Raw genomic sequence first — 23478 nt, 5'->3', positions numbered from 1 at the left:
GCTCGGCATCCGGGCCTTCTCGCGTCGCGGTCAGAAACCGATGGCAGCCTGGTAGCGCGGCTTGTGTCCGGTGCGGATGCCGGTGACGCTGGGCTTGTTCTCGTACACACCCGCTCCCCAGTTGCCCTCGACGAGCACGGGGCCGTCGGGGGTGACGACGATGTCCCAGCCGACGTACTGGATCTGCGGCACGACTCTGGCGACCTGATCGACGAAGTCCCGGACCTCGTCCATCATCGGCAGCTGGAAGTCGGCGATGGGAAAGCCCGAGTCCGGGTGCGTGACGTGCACGTGGCCGTGCGAGTCGTAGCCGGGTCCCCTCGAGTGCCCGTTCTCGTCGAGCATCGTGTAGAAGCCGCCGAAGCTCATCTGGTCGCTCACCGCGCCCCGGCCGAACTTCTGGGCGATCGCGAGGATGTGCGTCTTCTCGCCGTCGAAGAACGCGGTGATGCGCGTGGTGTTCACCGTTCCCGGGCAGACGGCAGCGAGGTCCTCGTGCTGGCGGATGACCTCTTCGACGAGCACCTGCTTCTTCGCGAGCAGCTGCGCGTGGAACGCCGTCCAGTCGGCGACGTCGGCGGCGTGGTAGCGGTGCACGCCGGTGCCGGCCTGTCCGTGGGTCTCCTTGACGACGATCGTGCCCTGTCGCTCGGTGAAGGCGCGCAGCTCGTCGGCGTTCCCTTCGGTGATCAGCATCCACTCGCGCTTGAGGAAGGCGTCGAAGCGGGCGTCGAACTCTGCCTTGTCATGGAAGAGGTGGCGGTAGTCCGGGTGGTCGTACTGCTGGGAGATCTGATTCGAGACCGGGTGGGTCATGAACGTGTCGCGCTCCGCCTTGGTGAGGATCGCGAAGTCGTAGTCGATGTAGTCCTGGAAGCCGACGTTGTGACGACCGGCGGACCACAGCATGTCGACCACGACGACGGGCACGGCCTTGCCGTGCTGTTCCGAGGCCTCCTTGGCCCTCTCGATCACCGACGCGACGTCGATGCGGCGGGCGCGGTCCGCCAGGTAACGGAGGCGGGGCGCGAGGGAAAAACGTGACATGGGTCTCCAAGGTCGGGGTCGCATCCAGTCTACGGCGGGCACGACTGCCATTCTGGGAGGCCGGAGTTAGGGTGGAAGTGTGTGTGAGAAGACCTCCAGCTCCCGTCCGCGCGCGATGATCTCGCGGGCGGCATTGGCCTCCGCCGCGGCCGAGGCCGTCGCCGCCGGAGGCCGCGTCGCGGATCTGCGCCGAGATGCCTGGGGGCACGGTGTCCTCGCCGTCGCGCACGCGGTCACCGCCGCCGGAGCCTCCGCCGTGCGCGTGGACTACGCCGAGGAGGTCGAGGCGCTGCGCCTGGAGGGCATCGACGCCGTCATCCACGGGGAGGCCGACATCGATCCCTTCCTCCTGTACGGTCTGCCCGATGCCGAGGGGGACCTTCGCACGGCCCCGGTGATGCGCCTGACCGGATCCGTCCTCTCGACGAAGCCGCTCGAACCCGGTGATGCCGTCTCATACGGCTACACCCACCGGGCCGCGCGGGACACGACCGTCGCACTCGTCACCGGGGGATACGCCCAGGGGATCGTGCGCAGTCTCGGCAACGCCGCCCACGTCGAGATCGCGGGCACCGAGCGGCCGATAATCGGCCGTGTCGCGATGGACGTCTGCGTGATCGACCTGCAGGACGCGGGGGAGACGGAGCCCGGCGTCGAGGTCACCTACTTCGGCGGGCGCGGGCCGTCCGCTCCCGCACTCGCCCGATGGAGTGCGGTGACGGGGCTCTCCGTCGCGGAGCTGATCACGGTCGCCGGAGCCCACGCCGAGCGGGGGTGGGAGGCATGAGCCGGCCGGTCCTCGAGATCAGCACCGCGCGATTCGCCGCCAACATCCGGGCGGTGCAGGAGCGCATCGCGCCCTCGGCGCTCATGGTCGTGCTCAAGGACGACGCCTACGGTCACGGACTCGGCTGGGCGGTCGAGGCCGCCCGAGATGCCGGGGTCGAGTGGTACGGCTCGTACGACGTCGCCAGCGGGATCGAGGCCCGTCGGGCGCTCGGAGACACCGGACGGATCCTCGCGTGGGTCACGTCGACGGATGCCGAGATCGACGAGGCGCTGCGTGCGCGGATCGACCTCGGTGTGGGAAGTGCGGAGTATCTGCGGCGGATCATCGCGCGCGCGCATCACCTCGGGCTGCGGGCGCGGGTGCATCTCAAGATCGACACCGGCCTGCACCGCAACGGTCTGCTGCCGTCGGAGTGGGAGGGCGTGCTCGTCGAGGTCCGCGCTGCCGAGACCGCGGGGGAGATCGAGCTCGTCGGCATCTGGAGTCACCTGGCCGAAGCGAGCGACGCGGAGGACGACGAGGCGCAGCGACTCTTCCTCGAGGCCGTAGATATCGCCGAACGGACCGGGGGGACGCCCGAGGCACTGCACCTGACGGCGTCGGCCGCCTCCTGGTGGCGACCGGAGCTGCGCGGATCGGTGTCGCGGATCGGCGCGTTCTGCTACGGGGTCCGGTCGGCGGACGGTCCGGAGCTCGAGGGGATCGAGCCGATCGCGCGCCTCGGTGCGGATGTCGTCGAGATCGTGGAGGGCGACGCGGTGATCGGGGTCGGTGCCTTCGACGGCATCCCTTCGTCTTTGGCGGGCTGCCGCGTCGGGACGCCGCAGGGCCCGCGCGAACTGCGACGCATCGATGCGACCACATCGGTGGTCGCAGGGTGGCCGGGCGCCGCCGTGGGCGATCGGGTGTGGGTGTTCGGCCCCGGGACGCACGGCGAAGACAGCGCCACCACGCTCGCGGAACGCATCGACACGGTCGGCGAGGAGATCCTCACCCGGCTGACGTCCCGGGTGCGCCGCGTGGTCACGCCGTGAGCCGCGTGGTGATGCCTTAACGAGAGCGGGACCCGTCAGAAGACGGGTCCCGAGGCTGATCGATCCGAGATCAGTCGATCAGACGAGCGGTCTCATCGTGCCAGCTCGTCGCGACGCTGCGAAGCTTCTCTTCGTACTTGCGGCCGTGGTGGGCGCAGAAGAGGAGCTCGGAGCCGTTGACCTCGGCGGCGATGTACGCCTGAGCTCCACAGGAATCACAGCGATCCATGGCGGTCAGGCGGAACTCGACGGTGGAGGTCTCACGTTCGGTCGTTGTTGCGTTCATCTCGGTGCCTCCTTGAGTGTCGGGTCCCGGCTGGGCGTGTTCAATACAACCACGCCGTCACTGTGGGCATGCCCGGTTTGCGGCGTGTTTCGCTCAGCGCGTACGCTGCGCACCTCTCTCACCCGTCCGCGGGGAGTGTCGTGGGCGTCGGAGGCCGTGCGGAGAATAGACTCGGACATTGTGACCGCCGAGTATTCCGCCCATCATCTCCAGGTGCTCGAAGGGCTTGAGGCCGTCCGCAAGCGCCCCGGTATGTACATCGGCTCGAACGGATCGCCCGGCCTGATGCACTGCCTCTGGGAGGTCATCGACAACGCCGTCGACGAGGCCGTCGCCGGCAACGGATCGAAGATCGACATCATCCTGCATGAAGACGGAAGCGTCGAGGTCCATGACCGCGGTCGCGGCATCCCCGTCGACGTCGAACCGCGCACCGGACTCACCGGCGTCGAGGTCGTGTTCACGAAACTGCATGCCGGTGGCAAGTTCGGCGGCGGCTCGTACGCCGCGTCGGGCGGTCTGCACGGTGTCGGCGCCTCGGTGGTGAATGCCCTGTCGGAGCGTCTCGACGTCGAGGTGGACCGCGGCGGCAAGACCTACGCGATGTCGTTCCACCGCGGTGAGCCCGGACTCTTCGCCGACAGCGGCGAGAAGCGACCGGATGCCGTGTTCACGCCGTTCCGCGACAAGAGCGAGCTGCGGGTCATCGGCAAGGCACCGCGGGGAGCGACCGGAACTCGGATCCGCTACTGGGCCGACCATCAGATCTTCACGAAGGATGCCGCGTTCCAACTCAACGAGCTGGTGACGCGCGCGCGGCAGACGGCCTTCCTCGTCCCCGGTCTCGAACTCGTCATCCGCGACGAGCGTGCGGCGAACGGCTCCGAGGTCGAAGGTCAGCCGATCGAGACCTCTTACCGCTATGACGGCGGTATCTCGGAGTTCGTCGAGTACCTCGCGAACGACGCTCCCGTCACCGACACCTGGCGCATCCAGGGCGAGGGCACCTTCAAGGAGACCGTCCCGGTCCTGCAGGCCGACGGCCACATGATCGCGACCGAGGTCGAACGTGTCTGCGCCGTCGACATCGCCATGCGCTGGGGCACGGGCTACGACACGACCACGCGGTCGTTCGTCAACATCATCTCCACGCCCAAGGGCGGCACCCATCAGCAGGGCTTCGAGCAGGAGCTGCTCAAGGTGCTGCGTTCGCAGGTCGATCAGAACGCACGACGGCTGAAGGTCGGCGCCAACGACAAGCTCGAGAAGGACGACGTTCTCGCAGGCCTCACCGCGGTGCTCACGGTGAACGTCCCCGAGCCTCAGTTCGAGGGGCAGACCAAGGAGATCCTCGGCACACCGGCCGTGCGCCAGATCGTGGCCCAGGTGATCCGCAAGGATCTCGCGGCCCGCTTCAGCTCCACCAGACGCGACGACAAGAGCCAGGCCACTCAGCTGCTCGACAAGGTCGTCGCCGAGATGAAGGCGCGCGTCTCGGCGCGCGCACACAAAGAGACGCAGCGACGCAAGAACGCACTGGAGTCGTCGACGTTGCCCACGAAGCTCGTGGACTGCCGCACGAACGAGGTCGAGCGCAGCGAGCTCTTCATCGTCGAGGGCGACTCGGCGCTCGGCACGGCCAAGAACGCTCGCAACAGCGAGTTCCAGGCCCTTCTGCCGATCCGCGGCAAGATCCTCAACGTGCAGAAGGCCTCCGTCGGCGACATGCTCTCCAACACCGAGTGCGCGTCGATCATCCAGGTGATCGGTGCGGGCTCCGGACGCAGCTTCGACATCGACGCCGCCCGCTACGGCAAGGTCATCCTGATGAGCGACGCTGATGTCGACGGCGCCCACATCCGCACGCTGCTGCTGACACTGTTCTACCGCTACATGCGCCCGCTGATCGAGCACGGCCGGGTCTTCGCGGCCGTGCCGCCCCTGCACCGCGTGATCGTGATCAACCCGGGGTCCAAGCCCAACGAGACGATCTACACCTACAGCGAGCAGGAGATGCATGCGCTGCTGGCCAAGCTGCGCAAGGCGGGTAAGCGCTGGCACGAGCCGCTGCAGCGGTACAAGGGCCTCGGAGAGATGGATGCCGAGCAGCTCGCCAACACGACCATGGATCGCGGCGGACGCCTGCTGCGCCGGGTGCGCATGGAGGATGCCGAAGCCGCGGGTCGGGTGTTCGAGCTGCTGATGGGCAACGAGGTGGCTCCGCGCCGGGAGTTCATCATCGACTCGTCGGACCGGCTGTCGCGCGAGTACATCGACGCCTGACGTCAGTGCCTGACCTCGACGCCTGACCTCAGCGTGCGGCCGTCATCGCCGCCCTGTACACCGCGAGCAGCGCGTCGCGGTGGGTGTCCTGGGCGACGCGAGTGCGGTGCGCGAGGGCTGCGGCGCTCATCGCGGCGACGCGGCCCGGGGCATCCTGCAGGCTGCGGAGCGCACGCGCGAGTCCGTCGGCATCCGGCGTGGGGGTCACCAGTCCTCCGCCGTCGGGCAGCATCTCGGCCAGATCGGGGTCGGTGACGACCACCGGCAGCCCGGAGGCGAGGCCCTCGAGGATGACCATCGGCTGGTTGTCGAAGTCGAGAGACGTCGAGACCAGCACGTGCGCACGGCGCATGGCATCGAGCACCTGCGACTGGGGCACCGCGCCGTGCACGATGAGCCGCCCGTCCGGCAGGTCGGCGGCGGCAGACGACACGGCACGACGCGCGACGCCGTCACCGAGCATCTCGGCGCTGATCCCCGGAAGCCGACGCACCGCGTCGACGAAGACGGACGGGCGCTTCTCCGGAGACAACCGCCCGCACCACACGACCCGGAGATCCTCGCCGTCGCGCAACTCGCGAGGTGTCGGCCAGCCGACCGCATCGAGCACACTCGCCTCGAGTCCGTTCGACAGGACGGTGAGGGGAGTGCGCACCCCCTGCGCGACGAGCTTCGCGGCGAAGTGGGCGGAGGGCACGATGACCTGGTCGGCGTGGTTCGCCTGACTCACCATCAGCCGCCACATGCGGCGCGCCATCCGAGTCGCCGCGTACGGGGCCGTCGAGTCGAGGCGTGCCTGTGCGTGGCTCATCCGGTGCCGGTGCATCGCGGCGAGCAGCATCGTCGTGACCGAGGGGAGGGGGAGCACCGATCGCGTGTAGACGTCGATGCGCCCGTGCATGGTCTGCACCACGGGCACGCCCAGCGCCCTGGCCGCGTCGAACCCGGCCAGTGCGGCGAACATCTCGGTGTGCACATGAACCAGGTCGATCCCGCGGGCGCGGAGCTCGCGGCGCAAGGACTCCGCCGCGGCCCGCGGGGGCCAGGTGAACGGGTAGCCGTCGGGGGCGAAGCCCCGGGCGGTCGGCAGCCGCACCACGTGCGGGTCGTCACTCTCCGCGGCCAGCGGTGCGAACACGAACACCTCGTGCCCCGCCTGCTCCAGCGCCTCGCGGTGTGCCTTGATGACCGTCTGCACACCGCCCAGCGTCGGCAGGTAGTAGTCGGTGACCATGGCTATGCGCACACGACCACAATAGGGCGGCTAGGGTGAGGGGCATGTCCGGAGCCCGTGTGCTGGTGACGGGGGCGAGCGGGTTCCTCGGCGGGCACGTCGTGCCCGATCTGCACAGGCACGGCTACGAGGTCTTCGCCGCCGGCCGTGACCTGACGGCGCTCGCGCGGGTGGCCGACGAGGCGCATCGGGTTCCCGGCGACCTCGCGTCGCTGCGGCGCCTGGACCTTCCGGTGGACGCCGTCATCCACTGCGCCGCCCTCTCGACGCCGTGGGGTGAGTGGCGGGACTTCCGGTCGACGAACATCGAGGGCACGGGCCACGTCGTGGAATTCGCCCGTCGCAACGGTGTGCGCCGGATCGTGCACGTCTCGTCGCCGAGCGTGTATGCGGCGCCGCGCGATCGACTCGGCATCCGAGAGGGGGATGTCGACCGCAGCAACCGCCTGAACGGCTACATCCGCTCGAAGATCGCCGCGGAGGACCTGCTGCTCGAGGCGCGGGATGCCGGCACGATCCCCGAGCTGGTCATCGTACGCCCGCGCGGACTCATCGGAGTCGGTGATCCGAGCCTCGTGCCGAGACTCCTCGCGGTGCACCGGCGGATCGGGGTGCCGCTCTTCGACGGAGGCGACACCCTCATCGACCTCACCGCGGTCGAGAACGTCGCCGCCGCTCTGCGCCTCGCGCTGCACCGCGGCGATGCCGCCGGGGGCGTCTACAACATCTCCAACGACGATCCCCGACGATTCCGCGACCTTCTCACGACCCTGCTCGGCCTCCTCGGACAGGAGCCGCGGTTCCGTCCGCTGCCCCGGCCCCTCGCCTGGGCCCTGGCCGGTGTTCTGGAGCGGGTCTGCTCCGCTCTGCCCTGGCGTCCGGAACCTCCGCTCACCCGCTACACCCTCACCACCATCGCCTACTCGCAGACCCTCGACGTCTCGCGCGCGAAGGCCGACCTCGGATATCGACCCGAGGTGTCCCTCGACGAGGCGCTCGCCCGGGTCGCGGCGCACATGCCGGGGGAGTCATGACCGGCCGCCTCCGCCACTACGTGTGCGGGAAGACCGTGCACGATGTCGGCGCCATGTTCCACGGGGAGCCTCGGGGACGCCGGGAGTTCCCCTCCGGCGTTTTCCTGTACGACGCTGCGGACGGACGGCGAGTGCTGTTCGACACCGGGTATGCCACAGGGGAGTGGCGCACGGGGTGGCGCGGTGCGGCCTATCGGCGCCTCCTGCCGCCGCAGGTGGACGACGAGGACGACATCGCGGTGCAGCTCCGCGTCGACGGTGTGGATCCGGCATCCGTCACGCACGTCGTGCTGTCGCACCTGCATCCCGATCACATCGGCGGCGTCCGCCGCTTTCCGCATGCGACGTTCGTGCTGAGCGCGGGACACCAGAGGACGCTCGCCGGACCGCGTCTGCGCGACGGGGTTCTGACGGGGCTGCTGCCCGACTGGTTCTCCGGGGCGGAGCGCCGCACTCTCGCCGACGACGCGTTCGTCGACGTCGCGGTGCGGGGCACGGTGCTGAGCGGGCACGATCTTCTCGGCGACGGCTCGTATCTCGTCGTGGACCTCCCCGGCCACGCAGACGGGCACCTGGGAGCCCTGATCGAGGGCCGAGTCCTGCTCGCCGGTGACGCGGCATGGGGGGCGGACCTCCTCGACGCCTCGGGACGACTGCGGATGCTCCCGCGTGCGATCCAGCACGACCCGCAGCGCTACGCGTCCACGGCGAGCACGCTGCGCGGCCTCGCCGCTGCCGGCATCCGCGTCGTCTGCAGCCACGACCCGCTCGGAGCCACGGAGCTGCTGAGCTGATGTCGCGACTGAGGATCCTGCGCGAGTTCGCGGCGGTGCGGTGGTTGCGTCCGCTGCGCACCCGAGCGGCGATCGAGCGGCGTCAGCGGCGCCTGCTGCGCGCGCACCTGCGGTTCCTGCGTCGTCGATCCCGGTACTTCGGAGATCTCCTCGCCATGCGGTCCTTCGCGGACCTCCCGCTGATGGACAAGAGCGTCATGATGAGCCGGTTCGACGACATCAACACGGTCGGTGTCGGCAGGGATGACGCGCTGGCCCTCGCGATCGCGAACGAGCGCGCGCGGGAGTTCGATCTCGACCTCGGGTCCCACTCCGTGGGTCTCTCCAGCGGCACGAGCGGACACCGCGGCCTGTTCGTGGTGAGTGCGGCCGAGCGCGACGCCTGGGTGGGGGCCGTGCTGGCACGAACCCTCCCGCGCGGCGCCCTGCTCGGACACCGCATCGCGCTCTTCCTGCGCGCCGACAACACGCTCTACGAGTCGGTCGGCTCCGCGGCGGTGTCGTTCCGCTACTTCGACGTGTACGCGGACATGGCGGAGAACATCGCGGCCCTGCGCTCCTTCGGCCCGACCATCCTCGTGGCTCCGCCCTCCGTGCTCCGGCTGATCGCGCATGCCGCGGATGCCGGGGAGTTCGACGTCGTCCCGCAGAAGGTCTACGCGGTTGCCGAGGTGCTCGAGGTCTTCGATGCGCAGCGGATCACGCGATCGCTCGGACAGGAGCGTCTGCATCAGCTGTACCAGTGCACCGAGGGGTTCCTCGCGCACACCTGCCCGCACGGGGTCATCCACCTCAACGAGGACGACATCCTGGTCGAGCGGGAGTACCTGGATGCCGAGCGCTTCACCCCGATCGTCACGGATCTGCGTCGTCGTGCGCAGCCGATCGTGCGCTACCGCCTCGGAGACGTGCTGCGCGAGCGCACGTCGCCGTGCCCGTGCGGCACCGCCCTGACGGCGATCGAGCGCATCGAAGGGCGCGAGGGCGACACGCTGATCCTCCGCGGCCTCGACGGCCGCGAGGTGCCCGTGTTCGCGGACGTGATCACGCGTGCGCTGCTGTATGCCGACGGGTTCGACGAGTACCGCATCACGCAGATCGGCGAGTCGCGCCTGCAGATCGCCCTGGACACGGTCGATGATCGGTCTCGGCGCCGCGTGGCGGATGAGGTGGGGGCGCTCGCGCATCGACTCGGATGCGAGCGTCCGGACCTCGAGTTCATCGGATTCGTGCCGGACGGGTCGGTGAAGCTGCGTCGGGTCGTGCAGGGATGGGGGGAGCGGAGATGGTGAGGAACTGCGAGATCGCGGGGTGGGGGACATTCCTGCCCGACCGCACGGTGAGCTTCGGAGGCGAGACGCGATATCGCCTCGACGACGACACATCGCACCTCGACATGCTCGCGGAGGCGTGTGAGCGCGCACTCGCACACGCCGGCGTCCGCGCCGATCAGATCGATCTCGTCCTCGGTGCCTCAGCCGCCGGCATCCAGCCCATCCCGTGCACGGCGGCGCTCGTGCTGGAGAGGCTGACTCTGAGCGGTCGCGCCGCGGCGTTCGATGTGAACTCCACCTGCACGAGCTTCATCACGGCGCTCGACATCGCCTCGCGCTATCTGGACGCGGGGGACCACGAGACGATCCTCGTCTTCGCTGGCGACGTGGGCACACGGTTCCTCAACCCGGAGCAGCGCGAGAGCTTCGAGCTCTTCAGCGATGCCGGCGCGGCTGTGGTGCTGCGCCGTTCCGCGGATCCCGCACGCGGGGTGATCGCGAGCGCACAGCGCACCTGGCCCGCCTACGCGCACGACACGGAGATCAGGGGCGGACTGTCGGGGTCCCCGGCGCAGGTCTACGCGGAGCGGGACCCCGCGGACTACCTCTTCGACATGAACGGGCGCCGTGCACTGCTGGGGATGATGCGTGTGCTGCCGGAGTTCTTCGAGTCGTTCCATGAGAGCGCGGGCGTGTCCTACGACGACGTCGCGCTGTGGGTGCCGCACCAGGCATCCGCAGCACTCGGCCCGATGCTCGACCGCCTCGGTATCCCCGTCGAGCGACGCATCGATGAGGTGCGGCACTTCGGCAACATGGTCTCGTCCTCGGTGCCGTTCATGCTCGCCCGCGCGCTCGAGAGCGGTCGGGTGCGCACCGGTGACACGGTGATCCTGTGCGGCACGGCCGCCGGACTCACCGCCAACATCCTGGCGCTGCGCCTCTGACCGGGCGCGACCGGGCATACCGCGCGCGTGGTCAGACCAGGGTGCGGCCGATGCTGCCGATCACGCCGTCGATGGGCTGACCCGAGGCATCGCGCCTGGCGCCCGCCTCGGGGAGCTTTCGCACGGCACCGGTCGGGTCGACGGCCTGCGCCGGGGTCGGCCCGACCCAGGCGACCGTGAGCCGATCCTCGCCCTTCAGGAAGGAGTGCGCCCGGACGCCGCCCGTCGCACGGCCCTTCGCGGGATACTCCGCGAACGCCGACACCTTCGCTCGCCCCGGTTCCGTTCCCGGGAGGATGCTGTCGGACCCGGAGACGGTGGCGACCACCGCATCCGTGTCGGGGGCCACGGCTCCGAAGAAGAGCACCGTGGACCCTGCACCGAGCTTGATCCCCGCCATGCCGCCGGCGGGCGCACCCTGCGGGCGCACCGCGGACGCCGAGAAGCGCAGCAGCTGAGCATCGGTCGTGACGAACACCAGGTCGGCATCGTCTCGCGCCTCGACGGCTCCGACGACGGTGTCGCCGGGTTTCATGCCGATCACCTCGAGGTCCGGACGCACGGGCAGCGTCGAGGGGACGATCCGCTTCACCGTTCCCTGCGCGGTGCCGAGCGCGATCGGGGTGTCGCTGTCGAAACGGACGAATCCGAGGATCCGCTCTCCCCGCGTCGTGATCCCGAGGTAGTCCCGCAGCGGCGCGCCGGCGGCGAGCTGCACGGACGACGACGGCACCGACGGCAGGTCGACGGGGGAGAATCGCAGCACTCGCCCCTCGGAGGTCAGCGCGCCGATCTCGGCGCGCACCGTCGTCTCGACGGTGGCGAGGATCGCGTCGTGCTTGCTGCGCCGAGGCGGCAGGGAGAGCTCCTGGCCCTCGCCGAGATCCACTCGCACCGCCCGCCCGGTGGTCGACAGGACGAGAACGGTGGGCGCATCCGCGATCTGGAGGTCGACAGCACCCTTCGTCGCGCGAGGCTTGGCGGGAGCGGCGTTCATCAGCAGCGTGCGGCGAGGGGTGCCGTACGCCTCGGCCGCGGCGTCGAGCTCCTTCGCGACCGCTGCACGCAGCAGCACGTCGCTGGCGAGGAGTTCGCGCAGGGCTGCGATCTCGGCGAGAAGGGCATCGCGTTCGGTCTCGAGCTCGATCCGCGAGAACTTGGTCAGACGGCGAAGGCGCAGCTCGAGGATGTACTCGGCCTGCAGCTCGCTGAGATCGAACACCGAACGCAGCCGGGACCGCGCCTGCTCGGAGTCATCGGAGGAGCGGATGACCTGGATGACCTCGTCGATGTCGAGGATCGCGATGAGCAGACCCTCGACGAGGTGCAGGCGCTCTTCGCGCCGGGCCAGGCGGTAACGACTGCGCCGGGTGATGACCTCGAGCCGGTGGGCGACGTAGACGCGCAGCATCTCCTTGAGCCCGAGCGTGCGGGGCTGCCCGTCGACGAGCGCGACGTTGTTGATGCTGAAGGAGTCTTCGAGGGGCGTCAGCCGGTACAGCTGCTCGAGCACGGCCTGCGGGTCGAAACCCGTCTTGACGCCGATCGCGACGCGGAGTCCGTGGTTGCGGTCGGTGAGGTCGGTGACATCGCTGATGCCCTGCAGCTTCTTCGCCTGCACCGCATCGCGGATCTTCTCGATCAGCCGCTCGGGGCCGACCATGTACGGCAGCTCGGAGACGATGATCCCGGTGCGCCGCGGCCCGAGCGGTTCCACCGAGACCTTGCCGCGCACCTTGAGCGCACCACGGCCGTTCGCGTAGGCGTCCTTGACGCCGTCGAGGCCCATCAGGATGCCGCCGGAGGGGAAGTCCGGGCCCGGCACGAACTCCATCAGCTCCTCGGTGGTGGCATCCGGATTCTCGAGCAGGTGCGTGGCTGCGGCGACGACCTCGATGAGGTTGTGCGGGGCCATGTTGGTGGCCATGCCGACCGCGATGCCGCTGGCGCCGTTGACGAGGAGGTTCGGGAACGCCGCAGGCAGAACCGAAGGCTGCTGGAACTGCCCGTCGTAGTTCGGCACGAAATCGACGACATCCTCGTCGAGGTTCTCGGTGAGGGCCATCGCGGGCGAGGCGAGCCGCGCCTCCGTGTATCGGGCGGCGGCGGGACCGTCGTCGAGCGATCCGAAGTTGCCGTGCCCGTCGACGAGCGGCACCCGGAGCGCGAAGTCCTGAGCGAGTCGCACCAGCGCGTCGTAGATCGCGGAATCACCATGGGGATGCAGCTTTCCCATGACCTCGCCCACGACGCGGGCGCTCTTGACGTGGCCGCGGTCGGGGCGCAGTCCCATCTCGGACATCTGGTAGAGGATCCGTCGCTGCACGGGCTTCAGGCCATCACGCGCATCGGGCAGCGCCCGGGAGTAGATCACCGAGTAGGCGTACTCGAGGAACGAACCCTGCATCTCGGTCTCGAGATCGATGTCCTGGATTCGCTCCGGTGCGAGCTCGGCAGGCGGGTTCTTCGGCATGGCCATCCTGAGTGTGCGAAGGCTGAGTTGTGCAAAGACTGAGCGCGTGGGGGAGCCTGTGTCAGACTGGCTCGGGTGTCCCTCATTCTACCGTCCGAGCCTGCCGCCGCTCGGAGCATCGTCGGGGTGGCGGACGACGTGTTCGACGCCCTTCACGGCGACTCCGCGGTGCTGCCGCGCGCCGAATCGGTCGTGCTGGTCCTCGTCGACGGTCTCGGGGCCATCAGTCTGCGCGCTCACGCCGGGCATGCGCGCGCCCTCACGGCGGGTATGGCGAAGAAGGACGTGGCGTACTCGGTCTTCCCTTCGACCACCGCGGCGGCGCTCACCAGCATCCTGACCGGTGCGTGGCCGGGCGAGCACGGCCTGGTCGGATACCGCGTCCGTGATCCCGCGCGGGACATCCTCGTGAACCAGCTGACCGGGTGGGAGTCCGAGGGTCTGGATCCGATGACCTGGCAGGCGGCCCCGACCGTCTTCGAGCGAGCGCGGGGGGAAGGGCGACCGGCATACGCGGTCGGTGTCGCTGCGTATGCCGAGAGCGGATTCACTCGGGCGACGCTGCGCGGAGCCGATTTCGTCGCCGCGCAGACACCCGCGGATCGCGTGGCTTCGGCCTACGATCTGGCCGAGCGGAACCCCGGTGCGCTCGTCTACTGCTATCTCCCCGAGGTCGACAAGGCGGGGCATCGGTACGGCGTCGACTCCGCCCAGTGGGTCGCGGCGCTCGAGGAGATCGACGGCGCCCTGTCGCTCCGCGTGCCCCCGGGGGTCGGCGTCCTCGTCACCTCGGACCACGGGATGGTCGACGTCCCGGCGCACAGGCAGGTCGTCCTCGAGGCGGAGCACCTCGCGGGCGTCCGTCACATCGGCGGCGAGCCCAGGATGCTGCATGTCTACACGGACCCCGAGGCCGATGCCGCGGCCGTCGCCGCGCAGTGGTCCTCGGATCTGCAGGGACTGGCCGATGTGGGCACCAGGGAGGACGCGATCGCCGCGGGGCTCTTCGGGCCGACGATCGCGCCCGCCGCCGCGTCACGGATGGGCGACCTGCTGGTGGTCGCACGGGGGAACGGCGCGGTCTACGACGGCACCGCCGCAGACCAGCGAGGTCGTGGCATGGTCGGACAGCACGGCGGTCTCACCCCGGAGGAGAGACAGGTACCGCTGCTCCGGCTGGGGGCCTTCGCGCGCTGACGCCGCGTCTACTCGTCGGTCTTGGCGCCGAAGACGATCTCATCCCACGACGGCATGGCGTTACGCCGCTTGCGCCGCCCGCCGGTCTCGTTCGTCGGCTCGGCCGGTGCCGCGGGTTCGTCTTCGCGCTCGTCGGACTGATCGCCCTCGAACGCATCGAACAGCGCGATCGGTCCCGTCTCGTCGTCGTCGTCGGGATGCTCGAGAAGAGGGGCCGTCTCGCGCTGACCGCGGCGGCGGCGGAGCGCCTCGAGCAGATCGGCGGTCTCCGGGCTGGTGGTCGCGGATTCCGGGGCCCGTTTCGTCGCGGCGTTCTGCGCGGCGGCGGCGGACCGCTCGGGGATCGCGACGTCGTCGACCTCGCTCTCGGGGGTGGGCACCAGTCGCGGTCCGAACGCGCCGGAGTCGAAGCGGCTGTCGTCCTTGTAGGGCGACGGCTGGCGCTCGGCGTCGACCGCGCGCAACCGGGGGATCAGTCCGTCGGGAAGAGAGCCCTGACGGGAGAGCTGGGTCGCATCCGCGTTGAGCGGCGAGAGGGCGCTGCGGCGGGGATCGAAGCTCCAGCGCGCGTCGTGGTCGACGTCGTTGGCGCTGAACTCGAGCTTGATGACCCAACCGTTCTCGCCCTTCCAGCTGGCCCACCGCTCGGCGGAGGCCTCGACCTCTGCGAGCTTGGCGCGGATGGCGGTGCCGAACGTCGGCTGCGCGTCGGGCTCGACATCGCTGCCGATCAGGACGGGGACGGCGAGTGCCTGACCGATCACGTGCTCGCGCTCGGCGAGGACCGGACCCTCGAAGCGCACGACGTCCTCGACGGCGATGCCCAGCAGCTCGGCGACCTCGGTCGTGGTGAGTCCTGCGCGGATCTGCGCCTGGATGTCGCGCGGGCTCGCGGCGAGGCGCTGCGCGGCCGGCTCGCTCTGCCGTGTGGCGCGGCGGAGCTCACGATGCAGGACGTCGTCGATGGGCAGCGCGAACCGCTCGCCCGACTCGGTCGCGAGTACGAGCAGGCCTGCCTCCGTGCCGACGATGGTGACGTTTTCCATGCGAATGCCCCTCTGATGGGTGTCTGTTCATGGTGTCACGCGGGGCGGGCCCGAGGCGGGAATACTCTGGGCGTGCCGTGAGTTTGCTCTGTCGCACCCACGAGCATTTGCTTATTCCCTCGTGGTCATGCAAACTATGGCCGCCGATTACCCCCGACGGCGCACCACCCACTCGCATGAAAGTGGAGATTCACCACATGGCAACCGATTACGACGCCCCTCGAAAGAGTGAAGACGACTCCGAGTCGATCGAAGCCCTCAAGGAGCGTGTGCCGGACAAGCTCTCCGGTTCTTCGGGAGACGAGGATGCGGACAACCCGTCCAGCTTCGACCTCCCCGGAGCCGACCTCTCCGATCTCGAGCTCGATGTCGTCGTGCTGCCGCCGCAGCAGGACGAGTTCACCTGCATGAACTGCTTCCTCGTGAAGCACCGTTCGCAGCTCGACCACGAGGGAGCCTCCGGCCCCATCTGCAAGGAGTGCGCTGCCTGAGCGCACCAGAGCGAGAAGAAACGCGCCCCGGACCGTCATGGTCGGGGGCGCGTCGTCTTTTCCGAGGGGGGTATCGCGTATGCCCGGGTTCCGCCGCGGCTCTAGGGCCATGCGGAGAGAGCGCGGAGACGGCGCGGAAGAGCTCAGCCCTGCGCGGCGATGATCGCCGCGGCGAGTCGGTCGGGCGTCCTGGTCGAGATCGTCCAGGTGTCGACGGGGTCATCGGGGTCGATGTTCGGCACCACGACCAGACCGTCGATGCCGCCGCGGATCAGGTGCCAGCCGCGTGCAGGAAGCCCCGGGCCGCGAGCCTGGCGGGCGTCCTCGGCGGTCAGGGCGATCGGCACGCCGAGGTGGCGGACCTCGATGTGCGCTCGACCCGCACTCAGCACGTCACCGTCGACCGCGACGACGGGGGTGACCGCGATCACGGCGATCACCAGCAGCGCCGAGACGGCGGCCCCGGCGACCAGAGCGATCGTGGAGCCGGCGGGCACCGCGATGAGCGCGACCATCGGGCCGGCGAGAGCCACCGTCACCAGCAGCCACAGGCTGGGGGACAGTCTCTCGCGGTAGCGGGTGCGCGTGTCGGGGTCGATGTTCTGCATTAGCCTCGGGGGGTGACTGATTCCGTTGATGTCCCCATTATCGCCTCTGTGGTGCCGGGATACGCTCACCCCGGCGACGCGGGAGCAGATCTGGTCGCTGCCGAGGCCGTGCACCTCGCACCGGGTGAGCGTGCGCTGGTCGCCACCGGAGTGCGGATCGCGCTGCCCGACGGATACGCGGCCTTCGTGGTCCCGCGCAGCGGGCTCGCCGCCAAGCACGGCATCTCGATCGTCAACTCGCCGGGCACCGTCGACGCCGGCTACCGCGGTGAGATCAAGGTGAGCCTGATCAACACCGACATCCACAGCGCGTACGATGTGGCCGTCGGCGATCGCATCGCGCAGCTGATCGTGATGCCGGTCACCCGTGCCGTCTTCATCCCGGTCGAGGAGCTGCCCGACAGCATCCGCGGCGAAGGCGGCTTCGGTTCGACCGGCTACCAGGCAGACACCCATTCCCCCTCGGCAGGACAGACCAATGACTGACAACAACGAGACTCCCTCCGCGCCGGCTCCCCACGATCGGGCCTCGCAGGGGCCCTTCGACGACTCCGAAGCGAACCCGGTGCGGCCGTACATCGATCTCGGTGGCATCAAGATCCTTCCCCGCGAGGGGCTCAACCTCCGCCTGGAGGTCGAGGAGCAGTCCAAGCGCATCGTCGCGGTCGGTCTCGACTACGCCGAGTCGTCGCTGCAGGTGCAGCCCTTCGCGGCACCGCGGTCCGGCGGGCTCTGGGACGAGACGCGCGTTCAGCTGCGCGACCAGGTGCGCACCCAGGGCGGCCGGGTCGAGGAGCGCGAAGGCCCTCTCGGCAAGGAGCTCCTCGCCGAGGTTCCTGCGGCAGCGAGCGAGGGATCGGAGCTGCGTCTGGCCCGTTTCATCGGCATCGACGGCCCGCGCTGGTTCCTCCGCGGTGTGATCGGCGGTGCCGCCGCCTCCGACCTCGAGGCCGCGGCCAAGGTCGAGGACCTGTTCCGCTCGATCGTGGTCGTCCGCGGGGGTGCGCCCATGCCGCCGCGCGATCTGATCCCGCTGAAGATGCCCGCGACTCCCGGCTCCGCGTGAGCACGCAGGTCCCCGAGCCGGAGCGCGAGCAGACGGCGTCGGACATCGTGGGCGCGGCCCTCGGCGGTGCGGCACGGCGCGCCGGACTGGATCCGAACGAGAGCAGCGCCACCGGCAAGGTCGTGTGGTCCGCGATGGGCGGCTGGCGCGGCATCCTGGAATCGGTGCTGCCGAGCCTCGCGTTCGTCATCCTGTTCACGGTTCGGCCCGAGCCGCTCATCCTGCCCCTCGGGGTCTCCGTCGGACTTGCGGCGGTGTTCACCGTCGTCCGGCTGGTGCAGAAGTCGCCTCCGTCGGCCGCGATCGGCGGTCTCGTCGCTGCGGCCGCAGCGGCAGCGCTCGCGCTGCTGACCGGGCGGGGCGAGGACAACTTCGTGCCCGGGCTCATCACGAACGCCGTCTACGGTTCCGCCATGCTCGTCTCCGCACTCGTCGGGTGGTCGCTGATCGGCCTCGCCGTGGGCTTTCTGATGGGGGAGGGCACCGCCTGGCGGAGTGACCGGCGCAAGCGCAGGGCATTCCTGTGGCTCGGCGTCGCGTGGGCCGCCCTGTTCTTCGCGCGGCTCGCGGTGCAGCTGCCGCTGTACCTGGCCGGCGACGTCACCGCACTGGGGACCCTGAAGCTGGTCATGGGCCTGCCGCTGTTCGCTCCGCTGATCGCAGTGACCTTCCTGGTCGTGCGGGCGCTGTATCCGCGCGCGTCGGATGCCGGAGACACAGCTCGGGCGTGATAGATTTATCTTGACATCAAGATAAATTGCAGGCTTCCGCTCGCGGGTCGAGCAGAGCAGACTGGTTAGGTCTGCCTTGCTAGCCGCAGGGGCTCGCTGGCGAGCAAGATGGAGGCGCCTGTCGCTCCCATCCGAATAGAAGGAGACGGATTCGTGTCCACGGTGAACAGCTTCGGTGCCAAGAGCACCCTGACGGTCGGCAGCACCGACTACGAGATCTTCCGCATCGACACGGTGCCCGGTTTCGACAAGCTCCCCTTCAGTCTCAAGGTCCTCCTCGAGAACCTGCTTCGCACCGAGGACGGCGCGAACGTGACGAAGGCGCAGATCGAAGCCCTGGGTTCGTGGGACGCCGCGGCAGAGCCCAACACCGAGATCCAGTTCACGCCGGCCCGTGTGGTCATGCAGGACTTCACCGGTGTGCCGTGCATCGTCGACCTCGCCACCATGCGCGAGGCCGTGACGGCGCTCGGCGGCGACGCGAACAAGATCAACCCGCTGTCGCCCGCCGAGATGGTCATCGACCACTCGGTGATCGCCGACCTCTTCGGTTCGGAGAACGCTCTCGAGCGCAACGTCGAGATCGAATACGAGCGCAACGGCGAGCGGTACCAGTTCCTGCGCTGGGGCCAGACGGCGTTCAGCGACTTCAAGGTCGTCCCGCCCGGAACCGGAATCGTCCACCAGGTGAACATCGAGCACCTGGCGAAGGTCATCTACGACCGCGACGTCGACGGCGTGCTGCGCGCCTACCCCGACACCTGCGTCGGCACCGACTCGCACACCACCATGGTGAACGGCCTCGGCGTGCTGGGCTGGGGCGTCGGCGGCATCGAGGCCGAGGCCGCGATGCTGGGTCAGCCCGTGTCCATGCTCATCCCGCGCGTCGTCGGCTTCAAGCTCTCGGGCGAGATCCCCGCGGGCGTCACGGCGACCGACGTGGTCCTCACGATCACCGACCTGCTGCGCAAGCACGGCGTCGTCGGCAAGTTCGTCGAGTTCTACGGTGAGGGAGTGGCGTCCGTGCCGCTCGCGAACCGCGCGACCATCGGAAACATGAGCCCGGAGTTCGGCTCCACCGCCGCGATCTTCCCGATCGACGACGTCACGCTCGACTACCTGCGCCTCACCGGGCGCAGCGACGAGGCCGTCGCACTCGTGGAGTCGTACGCCAAGGAGCAGAAGCTCTGGCACGACGCCTCGCACGAGCCGACGTTCAGCGAGTACCTCGAGCTCGACCTCGGCACCGTGGTGCCGTCGATCGCGGGCCCGAAGCGCCCGCAGGACCGCATCCTGCTGTCCGAGGCGAAGTCGCAGTTCGAGCAGGACATCCTGGCGTACGCGTCGGCATCCACCTCGGATTCCGTCGTCGACCTCGAGTCGAAGCACTCGTTCCCCGCATCCGACCCGGGCTCCGTGCCCGGCGAAGAGGAGCCGGTGACCACCCGTCCGGTGCACATCAACAGCGGCGCCCCGGCGAACGCCTCGAAGCCGGTGCCGGTGACCACGCCGTCGGGGGAGAAATACATCCTCGACAACGGCGCCGTCACTCTCGCGGCCATTACCTCGTGCACCAACACGTCGAACCCCTCGGTGATGATCGCCGCCGGGCTCGTGGCCCGCAAGGCGCTCGAGAAGGGCCTGAAGCAGAAGCCGTGGGTCAAGACGACCCTCGGGCCGGGCTCCAAGGTGGTCACGGACTACTACGAGAAGTCGGGTCTGGACAAAGACCTCGAGGGCCTCGGGTTCTACACCGTCGGCTACGGCTGCACCATCTGCATCGGCAACTCCGGTCCGCTGATCGAAGAGGTCTCCGAGGCCATCAACTCGCACGACCTCGCCGTCACCGCGGTCCTCTCCGGAAACCGCAACTTCGAGGGACGCATCAGCCCCGATGTGAAGATGAACTACCTCGCGAGCCCGCCGCTGGTCATCGCCTACGCACTGGCAGGGTCGATGCACTTCGACTTCGAGAACGATGCACTCGGCAAGGGAACAGACGGTGAGGACGTCTTCCTGAAAGACATCTGGCCCACCCCGGCCGAGGTCCAGGAGCTGGTCGACTCGTCGATCTCCCGCGAGCAGTTCATCAAGCAGTACGCGACCGTCTTCGACGGTGACGAGCGCTGGCGCAGCCTGCCCACTCCGGACGACGACATCTTCCAGTGGGACGAGAACTCGACGTACGTGCGCAAGGCACCCTATTTCGACGGCATGACGATGGAGCTCACCCCGGTGGCCGACATCTCGGGTGCTCGCGTGATGGCGACGCTCGGCGACTCGGTCACCACCGACCACATCTCGCCGGCCGGAAACATCAAGCCCGGCACGCCGGCGGCGCAGTACCTCACCGAGCACGGCGTCGACCGCAAGGACTTCAACTCCTTCGGATCGCGCCGAGGCAACCACGAGGTGATGATCCGCGGCACCTTCGCGAACATCCGCCTCAAGAACGCCATGGTGGCGGCGGTCAACGACGGCCAGGTCGTCGAGGGTGGATACACCCGCGACTTCACCCAGCCGGGCGGCCCGCAGTCGTACATCTACGACGCGAGCATGAACTACCAGGAGCAGGGCACACCTCTCGTCATCTTCGGCGGCAAGGAGTACGGCTCGGGATCGTCGCGTGACTGGGCGGCCAAGGGCACGAGCCTGCTGGGGGTCAAGGCTGTCATCACCGAGAGCTTCGAGCGCATCCACCGGTCGAACCTGATCGGCATGGGCGTCGTCCCACTGCAGTTCCCCGCGGGCGAGAGCTGGGAGTCGCTCGGCCTCGACGGCACCGAGATCGTCTCGATCTCGGGTCTCGAGGAGCTCAACGAGGGTGTGACCCCGAAGACCGTGAAGGTCACGGCCACCCCGAGCGAGCAGTCGCCCGAGGGCAAGCAGGTCGTGGAGTTCGACGCGGTCGTCCGCATCGACACCCCCGGCGAGGCGGATTACTACCGCAACGGCGGCATCCTGCAGTACGTGCTGCGTTCGCTGGTCTGATCGACCGTCGACAGGGGCCCGATTCTTCGGAATCGGGCCCCTGTCGCATGCCGTGCGCGGTGTCAAGGGGAGCGGTCGCTCCGAGCTTTCACGGATGCCCCGAGGTAGGATCGATCAGGCGTCCGAACCGAACGGATGCCGTCTACGGTGCCTATGAGGAGGTGCAGATGCCGATCCTTCCGAGCATCTCAGGACCCCGCGACCTGGACGCACTGTCCGAGGACCAGCTGGTCGAACTCGCGGCGGAGATCCGGGAATTCCTGGTCGAGAACGTCTCCCGCACCGGCGGGCATCTCGGCCCGAACCTCGGCGTCGTCGAGCTCACGATCGCGCTGCACCGCGTCTTCTCCTCACCCGATGACCCCTTCATCTTCGACACCGGGCACCAGTCGTACGTGCACAAGCTCCTCACCGGGCGCCAGGACTTCTCGAAGCTCCGTCTGCGCGGCGGACTGGCCGGCTATCCACAGCGCAGCGAGAGCGCGCACGACGTCGTGGAGTCGTCGCATGCCTCCAGCTCGCTGAGCTGGGCCGACGGCGTCTCTCGCGCCCTCACCGCCACCGGACGAGCGGACCGACATGTGGTCGCCGTGCTCGGAGACGGGTCACTCACCGGGGGAATGACCTGGGAGGCGCTCAACAACATCTCCGACGACAACGACCGCAACCTGGTGATCGTCGTGAACGACAACGGGCGGTCGTACGCACCGACCATCGGCGGCATGTCGCGCTATCTCAACCGCGTACGCACGGCCGCGGCCTACAAGGATCTGCATCACAAGTCCGATCGCCTGTTCCGGGCCTTCGGACCCGTCGGTCGCGCGGTCTTCCGCGGAGTGCGGGGAGGAACCCACGGTTTCCTCTCGCGATTCACGAATAACGAGGCGCTGTACTCCAACCTGGACATCAAGTACCTCGGTCCGATCGACGGACACGATCTGCCCGCGCTCCTCGAGACGCTCGAGCTGGCGAAGTCCTACGGCGCACCGGTGATCGTGCACACGATCACCGAGAAGGGTCGGGGCTACCAGCCCGCACGAGACGACGAGGCGGATCAGTTCCATGCCGTCGGCCGCATCGATCCGGTGACCGGCGAGACGCTCTCGTCGGGCGGCACGGGGTGGACCGAGGTCTTCTCGGACGCGTTGGTGTCGGTGGGCGAGCGCCGTGACGATGTCATCGCCATGACCGCCGCGATGCTGCGACCGACCGGACTCGCCCCGTTCGCGGAGCGCTTCCCCGACCGCGTCTACGACGTGGGCATCGCCGAGCAGCACGCGGTCGCCTCGGCGGCAGGGCTCGCCTTCGGCGGCCTGCATCCGGTCGTCGCGCTGTACGCGACCTTCATGGGTCGCGCGTTCGACCAGGTGCTGATGGACGTCGCACTGCACCGGGCGGGCGTCACCTTCGTGCTCGACCGCGCCGGTGTGACCGGTCCTGACGGCCCCAGCCATCACGGCATGTGGGATCTGGCGATGCTGCAGATCGTGCCGCACATCCGCATCGCGGCTCCCCGCGACGGGGAGCGTCTGAGGGAGGCACTCGATGAGGCCGTCCTGGTGGACGACGCTCCGACGGTCATCCGCTTCCCCAAGGGCGATGTCTCGCCGGAGCTCCCTGCCGTCGAGCGGCTGCATGACGGTGTCGACGTGCTCTCCAGAGGCGAATCCGAAGACGTGCTGCTCGTGGCGATCGGCCCGTTCGCGGCTCTCGCGATGGACGTCGCCGAGCGGCTGCGCGCTCAGGGCATCGGGGCGACCGTGATCGATCCGCGCTGGGCGATCCCGGTGCAGCCGTCGATCGTGAGCATGGCGGCGCGACACCGTCTCGTCATCACGATCGAAGACGGGATCCGCGTCGGAGGAATCGGCACGCGCGTGCGCCAGGTGCTCCGTGAAGCCGGCATCGATACGGCGGTGGACGAGCTCGGGCTCCCGGACGAGTTCATCGACCATGCCTCGCGGGACCAGATCCTCGCAGACGCGGGCCTCACTGCGGCGAAGATCGCCCAGGATGTGGTCTCCCAGGTGTTGGGAACCCGGATCCCCGTCGCGCGTCAGACCGGCGAGACGGGCACGATCGACCTGCCTCTCCGCGAACGCCGCTGATCGCTCGCCGTGGCGGGCATCGATCGCAGGGTCCGCGTGGGGTG

Annotated in this window: 20 protein-coding genes; 14 read left to right on the top strand and 6 right to left on the bottom strand. The window is 69.0% G+C overall.

Annotated features, from left to right (window positions below):
- Positions 1 to 30: 30 nt before the first annotated feature.
- The gene (locus ASD43_RS12085; RefSeq protein WP_056417823.1) at positions 31 to 1047 is read right to left on the bottom strand and encodes a sugar-transfer associated ATP-grasp domain-containing protein; all 1017 of its coding nucleotides are present in this window, start codon (positions 1045 to 1047) and stop codon (positions 31 to 33) included.
- Positions 1048 to 1126: 79 nt separating this feature from the next.
- Between ASD43_RS12085 and ASD43_RS12080 the strand changes: the two genes are divergently transcribed.
- Together ASD43_RS12080 and ASD43_RS12075 are read left to right on the top strand one after the other, a co-directional pair.
- A complete protein-coding gene (locus tag ASD43_RS12080) occupies positions 1127 to 1834 on the top strand; it encodes an alanine racemase (RefSeq protein WP_235564121.1) in 708 nt (235 codons plus the stop codon).
- On the top strand, positions 1831 to 2871 hold the full coding sequence (locus ASD43_RS12075; protein ID WP_056419587.1) for an alanine racemase: 1041 nt from the start codon (positions 1831 to 1833) through the stop codon (positions 2869 to 2871). Before ASD43_RS12080 ends, ASD43_RS12075 begins: the two co-directional genes overlap by 4 nt.
- A 70-nt stretch (positions 2872 to 2941) precedes the next feature.
- Here the strand turns inward: ASD43_RS12075 and ASD43_RS12070 are convergent, their stop codons facing one another.
- Positions 2942 to 3157, bottom strand: a complete 216-nt coding sequence (locus ASD43_RS12070) for a DUF7455 domain-containing protein (protein ID WP_045255025.1) — start codon at positions 3155 to 3157, stop codon at positions 2942 to 2944.
- Between the two features lie 180 nt (positions 3158 to 3337).
- Here ASD43_RS12070 and ASD43_RS12065 point away from each other — a divergent pair, with 180 nt between their 5' ends.
- Positions 3338 to 5440 carry a DNA topoisomerase IV subunit B gene (locus tag ASD43_RS12065; protein WP_082539375.1) on the top strand — a complete coding sequence of 701 codons (2103 nt, stop codon included), beginning with the start codon at positions 3338 to 3340 and terminating at the stop codon, positions 5438 to 5440.
- A 28-nt stretch (positions 5441 to 5468) separates the two neighbouring features.
- On the opposite strand, the gene ASD43_RS12060 is transcribed toward ASD43_RS12065, so the two are convergent.
- Entirely contained in the window at positions 5469 to 6686 is a 1218-nt protein-coding gene (locus ASD43_RS12060) for a glycosyltransferase (RefSeq protein ID WP_056417818.1), read from the bottom strand.
- A gap of 32 nt (positions 6687 to 6718) precedes the next feature.
- Between ASD43_RS12060 and ASD43_RS12055 the strand changes: the two genes are divergently transcribed.
- The 4 genes from ASD43_RS12055 to ASD43_RS12040 are packed head-to-tail and all read left to right on the top strand — an operon-like array spanning position 6719 to position 10723.
- The gene (locus ASD43_RS12055; protein WP_056417815.1) at positions 6719 to 7708 is read left to right on the top strand and encodes an NAD-dependent epimerase/dehydratase family protein; all 990 of its coding nucleotides are present in this window, start codon (positions 6719 to 6721) and stop codon (positions 7706 to 7708) included.
- Positions 7705 to 8502 carry an MBL fold metallo-hydrolase gene (locus ASD43_RS12050; protein ID WP_056417812.1) on the top strand — a complete coding sequence of 266 codons (798 nt, stop codon included), beginning with the start codon at positions 7705 to 7707 and terminating at the stop codon, positions 8500 to 8502. Before ASD43_RS12055 ends, ASD43_RS12050 begins: the two co-directional genes overlap by 4 nt.
- Complete coding sequence (locus ASD43_RS12045; RefSeq protein ID WP_056417806.1) at positions 8502 to 9794, top strand: F390 synthetase-related protein; 1293 nt, start codon at positions 8502 to 8504, stop codon at positions 9792 to 9794. Before ASD43_RS12050 ends, ASD43_RS12045 begins: the two co-directional genes overlap by 1 nt.
- On the top strand, positions 9788 to 10723 hold the full coding sequence (locus ASD43_RS12040; protein WP_056417803.1) for a 3-oxoacyl-ACP synthase III family protein: 936 nt from the start codon (positions 9788 to 9790) through the stop codon (positions 10721 to 10723). The genes ASD43_RS12045 and ASD43_RS12040 overlap by 7 nt, the downstream gene beginning before the upstream one ends.
- A 31-nt stretch (positions 10724 to 10754) precedes the next feature.
- On the opposite strand, the gene ASD43_RS12035 is transcribed toward ASD43_RS12040, so the two are convergent.
- Complete coding sequence (locus ASD43_RS12035; protein WP_149422975.1) at positions 10755 to 13196, bottom strand: DNA gyrase/topoisomerase IV subunit A; 2442 nt, start codon at positions 13194 to 13196, stop codon at positions 10755 to 10757.
- Positions 13197 to 13271: 75 nt separating this feature from the next.
- On the opposite strand from ASD43_RS12035, the gene ASD43_RS12030 reads away from it, so the two are divergent.
- On the top strand, positions 13272 to 14393 hold the full coding sequence (locus ASD43_RS12030) for an alkaline phosphatase family protein (RefSeq protein ID WP_056417797.1): 1122 nt from the start codon (positions 13272 to 13274) through the stop codon (positions 14391 to 14393).
- Between the two features lie 8 nt (positions 14394 to 14401).
- Here the strand turns inward: ASD43_RS12030 and sepH are convergent, their stop codons facing one another.
- Complete coding sequence (sepH, locus tag ASD43_RS12025; protein ID WP_056417795.1) at positions 14402 to 15439, bottom strand: septation protein SepH; 1038 nt, start codon at positions 15437 to 15439, stop codon at positions 14402 to 14404.
- A gap of 197 nt (positions 15440 to 15636) precedes the next feature.
- Between sepH and ASD43_RS12020 the strand changes: the two genes are divergently transcribed.
- A complete protein-coding gene (locus tag ASD43_RS12020) occupies positions 15637 to 15930 on the top strand; it encodes a DUF4193 domain-containing protein (protein WP_045255033.1) in 294 nt (97 codons plus the stop codon).
- A gap of 143 nt (positions 15931 to 16073) precedes the next feature.
- Here the strand turns inward: ASD43_RS12020 and ASD43_RS12015 are convergent, their stop codons facing one another.
- Entirely contained in the window at positions 16074 to 16538 is a 465-nt protein-coding gene (locus tag ASD43_RS12015) for a DUF3093 domain-containing protein (protein ID WP_056417791.1), read from the bottom strand.
- A gap of 12 nt (positions 16539 to 16550) precedes the next feature.
- Between ASD43_RS12015 and dut the strand changes: the two genes are divergently transcribed.
- From dut to dxs, 5 genes are all read left to right on the top strand, one after another.
- Positions 16551 to 17024: a dUTP diphosphatase gene (gene dut / locus ASD43_RS12010; RefSeq protein ID WP_056417788.1), complete on the top strand. Its 474-nt coding sequence runs from the start codon at positions 16551 to 16553 to the stop codon at positions 17022 to 17024.
- Positions 17017 to 17604 carry a DUF3710 domain-containing protein gene (locus ASD43_RS12005; RefSeq protein ID WP_056417784.1) on the top strand — a complete coding sequence of 196 codons (588 nt, stop codon included), beginning with the start codon at positions 17017 to 17019 and terminating at the stop codon, positions 17602 to 17604. The genes dut and ASD43_RS12005 overlap by 8 nt, the downstream gene beginning before the upstream one ends.
- Entirely contained in the window at positions 17601 to 18335 is a 735-nt protein-coding gene (locus ASD43_RS12000) for a DUF3159 domain-containing protein (RefSeq protein ID WP_056417781.1), read from the top strand. The genes ASD43_RS12005 and ASD43_RS12000 overlap by 4 nt, the downstream gene beginning before the upstream one ends.
- 153 nt (positions 18336 to 18488) lie before the next feature.
- Positions 18489 to 21326, top strand: coding sequence for an aconitate hydratase (locus ASD43_RS11995; protein WP_056417778.1), 2838 nt, complete (start codon positions 18489 to 18491; stop codon positions 21324 to 21326).
- A 167-nt stretch (positions 21327 to 21493) separates the two neighbouring features.
- Complete coding sequence (gene dxs / locus ASD43_RS11990) at positions 21494 to 23434, top strand: 1-deoxy-D-xylulose-5-phosphate synthase (RefSeq protein WP_056417776.1); 1941 nt, start codon at positions 21494 to 21496, stop codon at positions 23432 to 23434.
- The last annotated feature ends 44 nt before the right edge of the window (positions 23435 to 23478 follow it).

The organism is Microbacterium sp. Root553, assembly GCF_001426995.1.
Classification (GTDB): domain Bacteria; phylum Actinomycetota; class Actinomycetes; order Actinomycetales; family Microbacteriaceae; genus Microbacterium.
The sequence above is the reverse complement of the archived record's forward strand: the minus strand, read 5'-3'. Positions and strand labels throughout refer to the sequence as shown.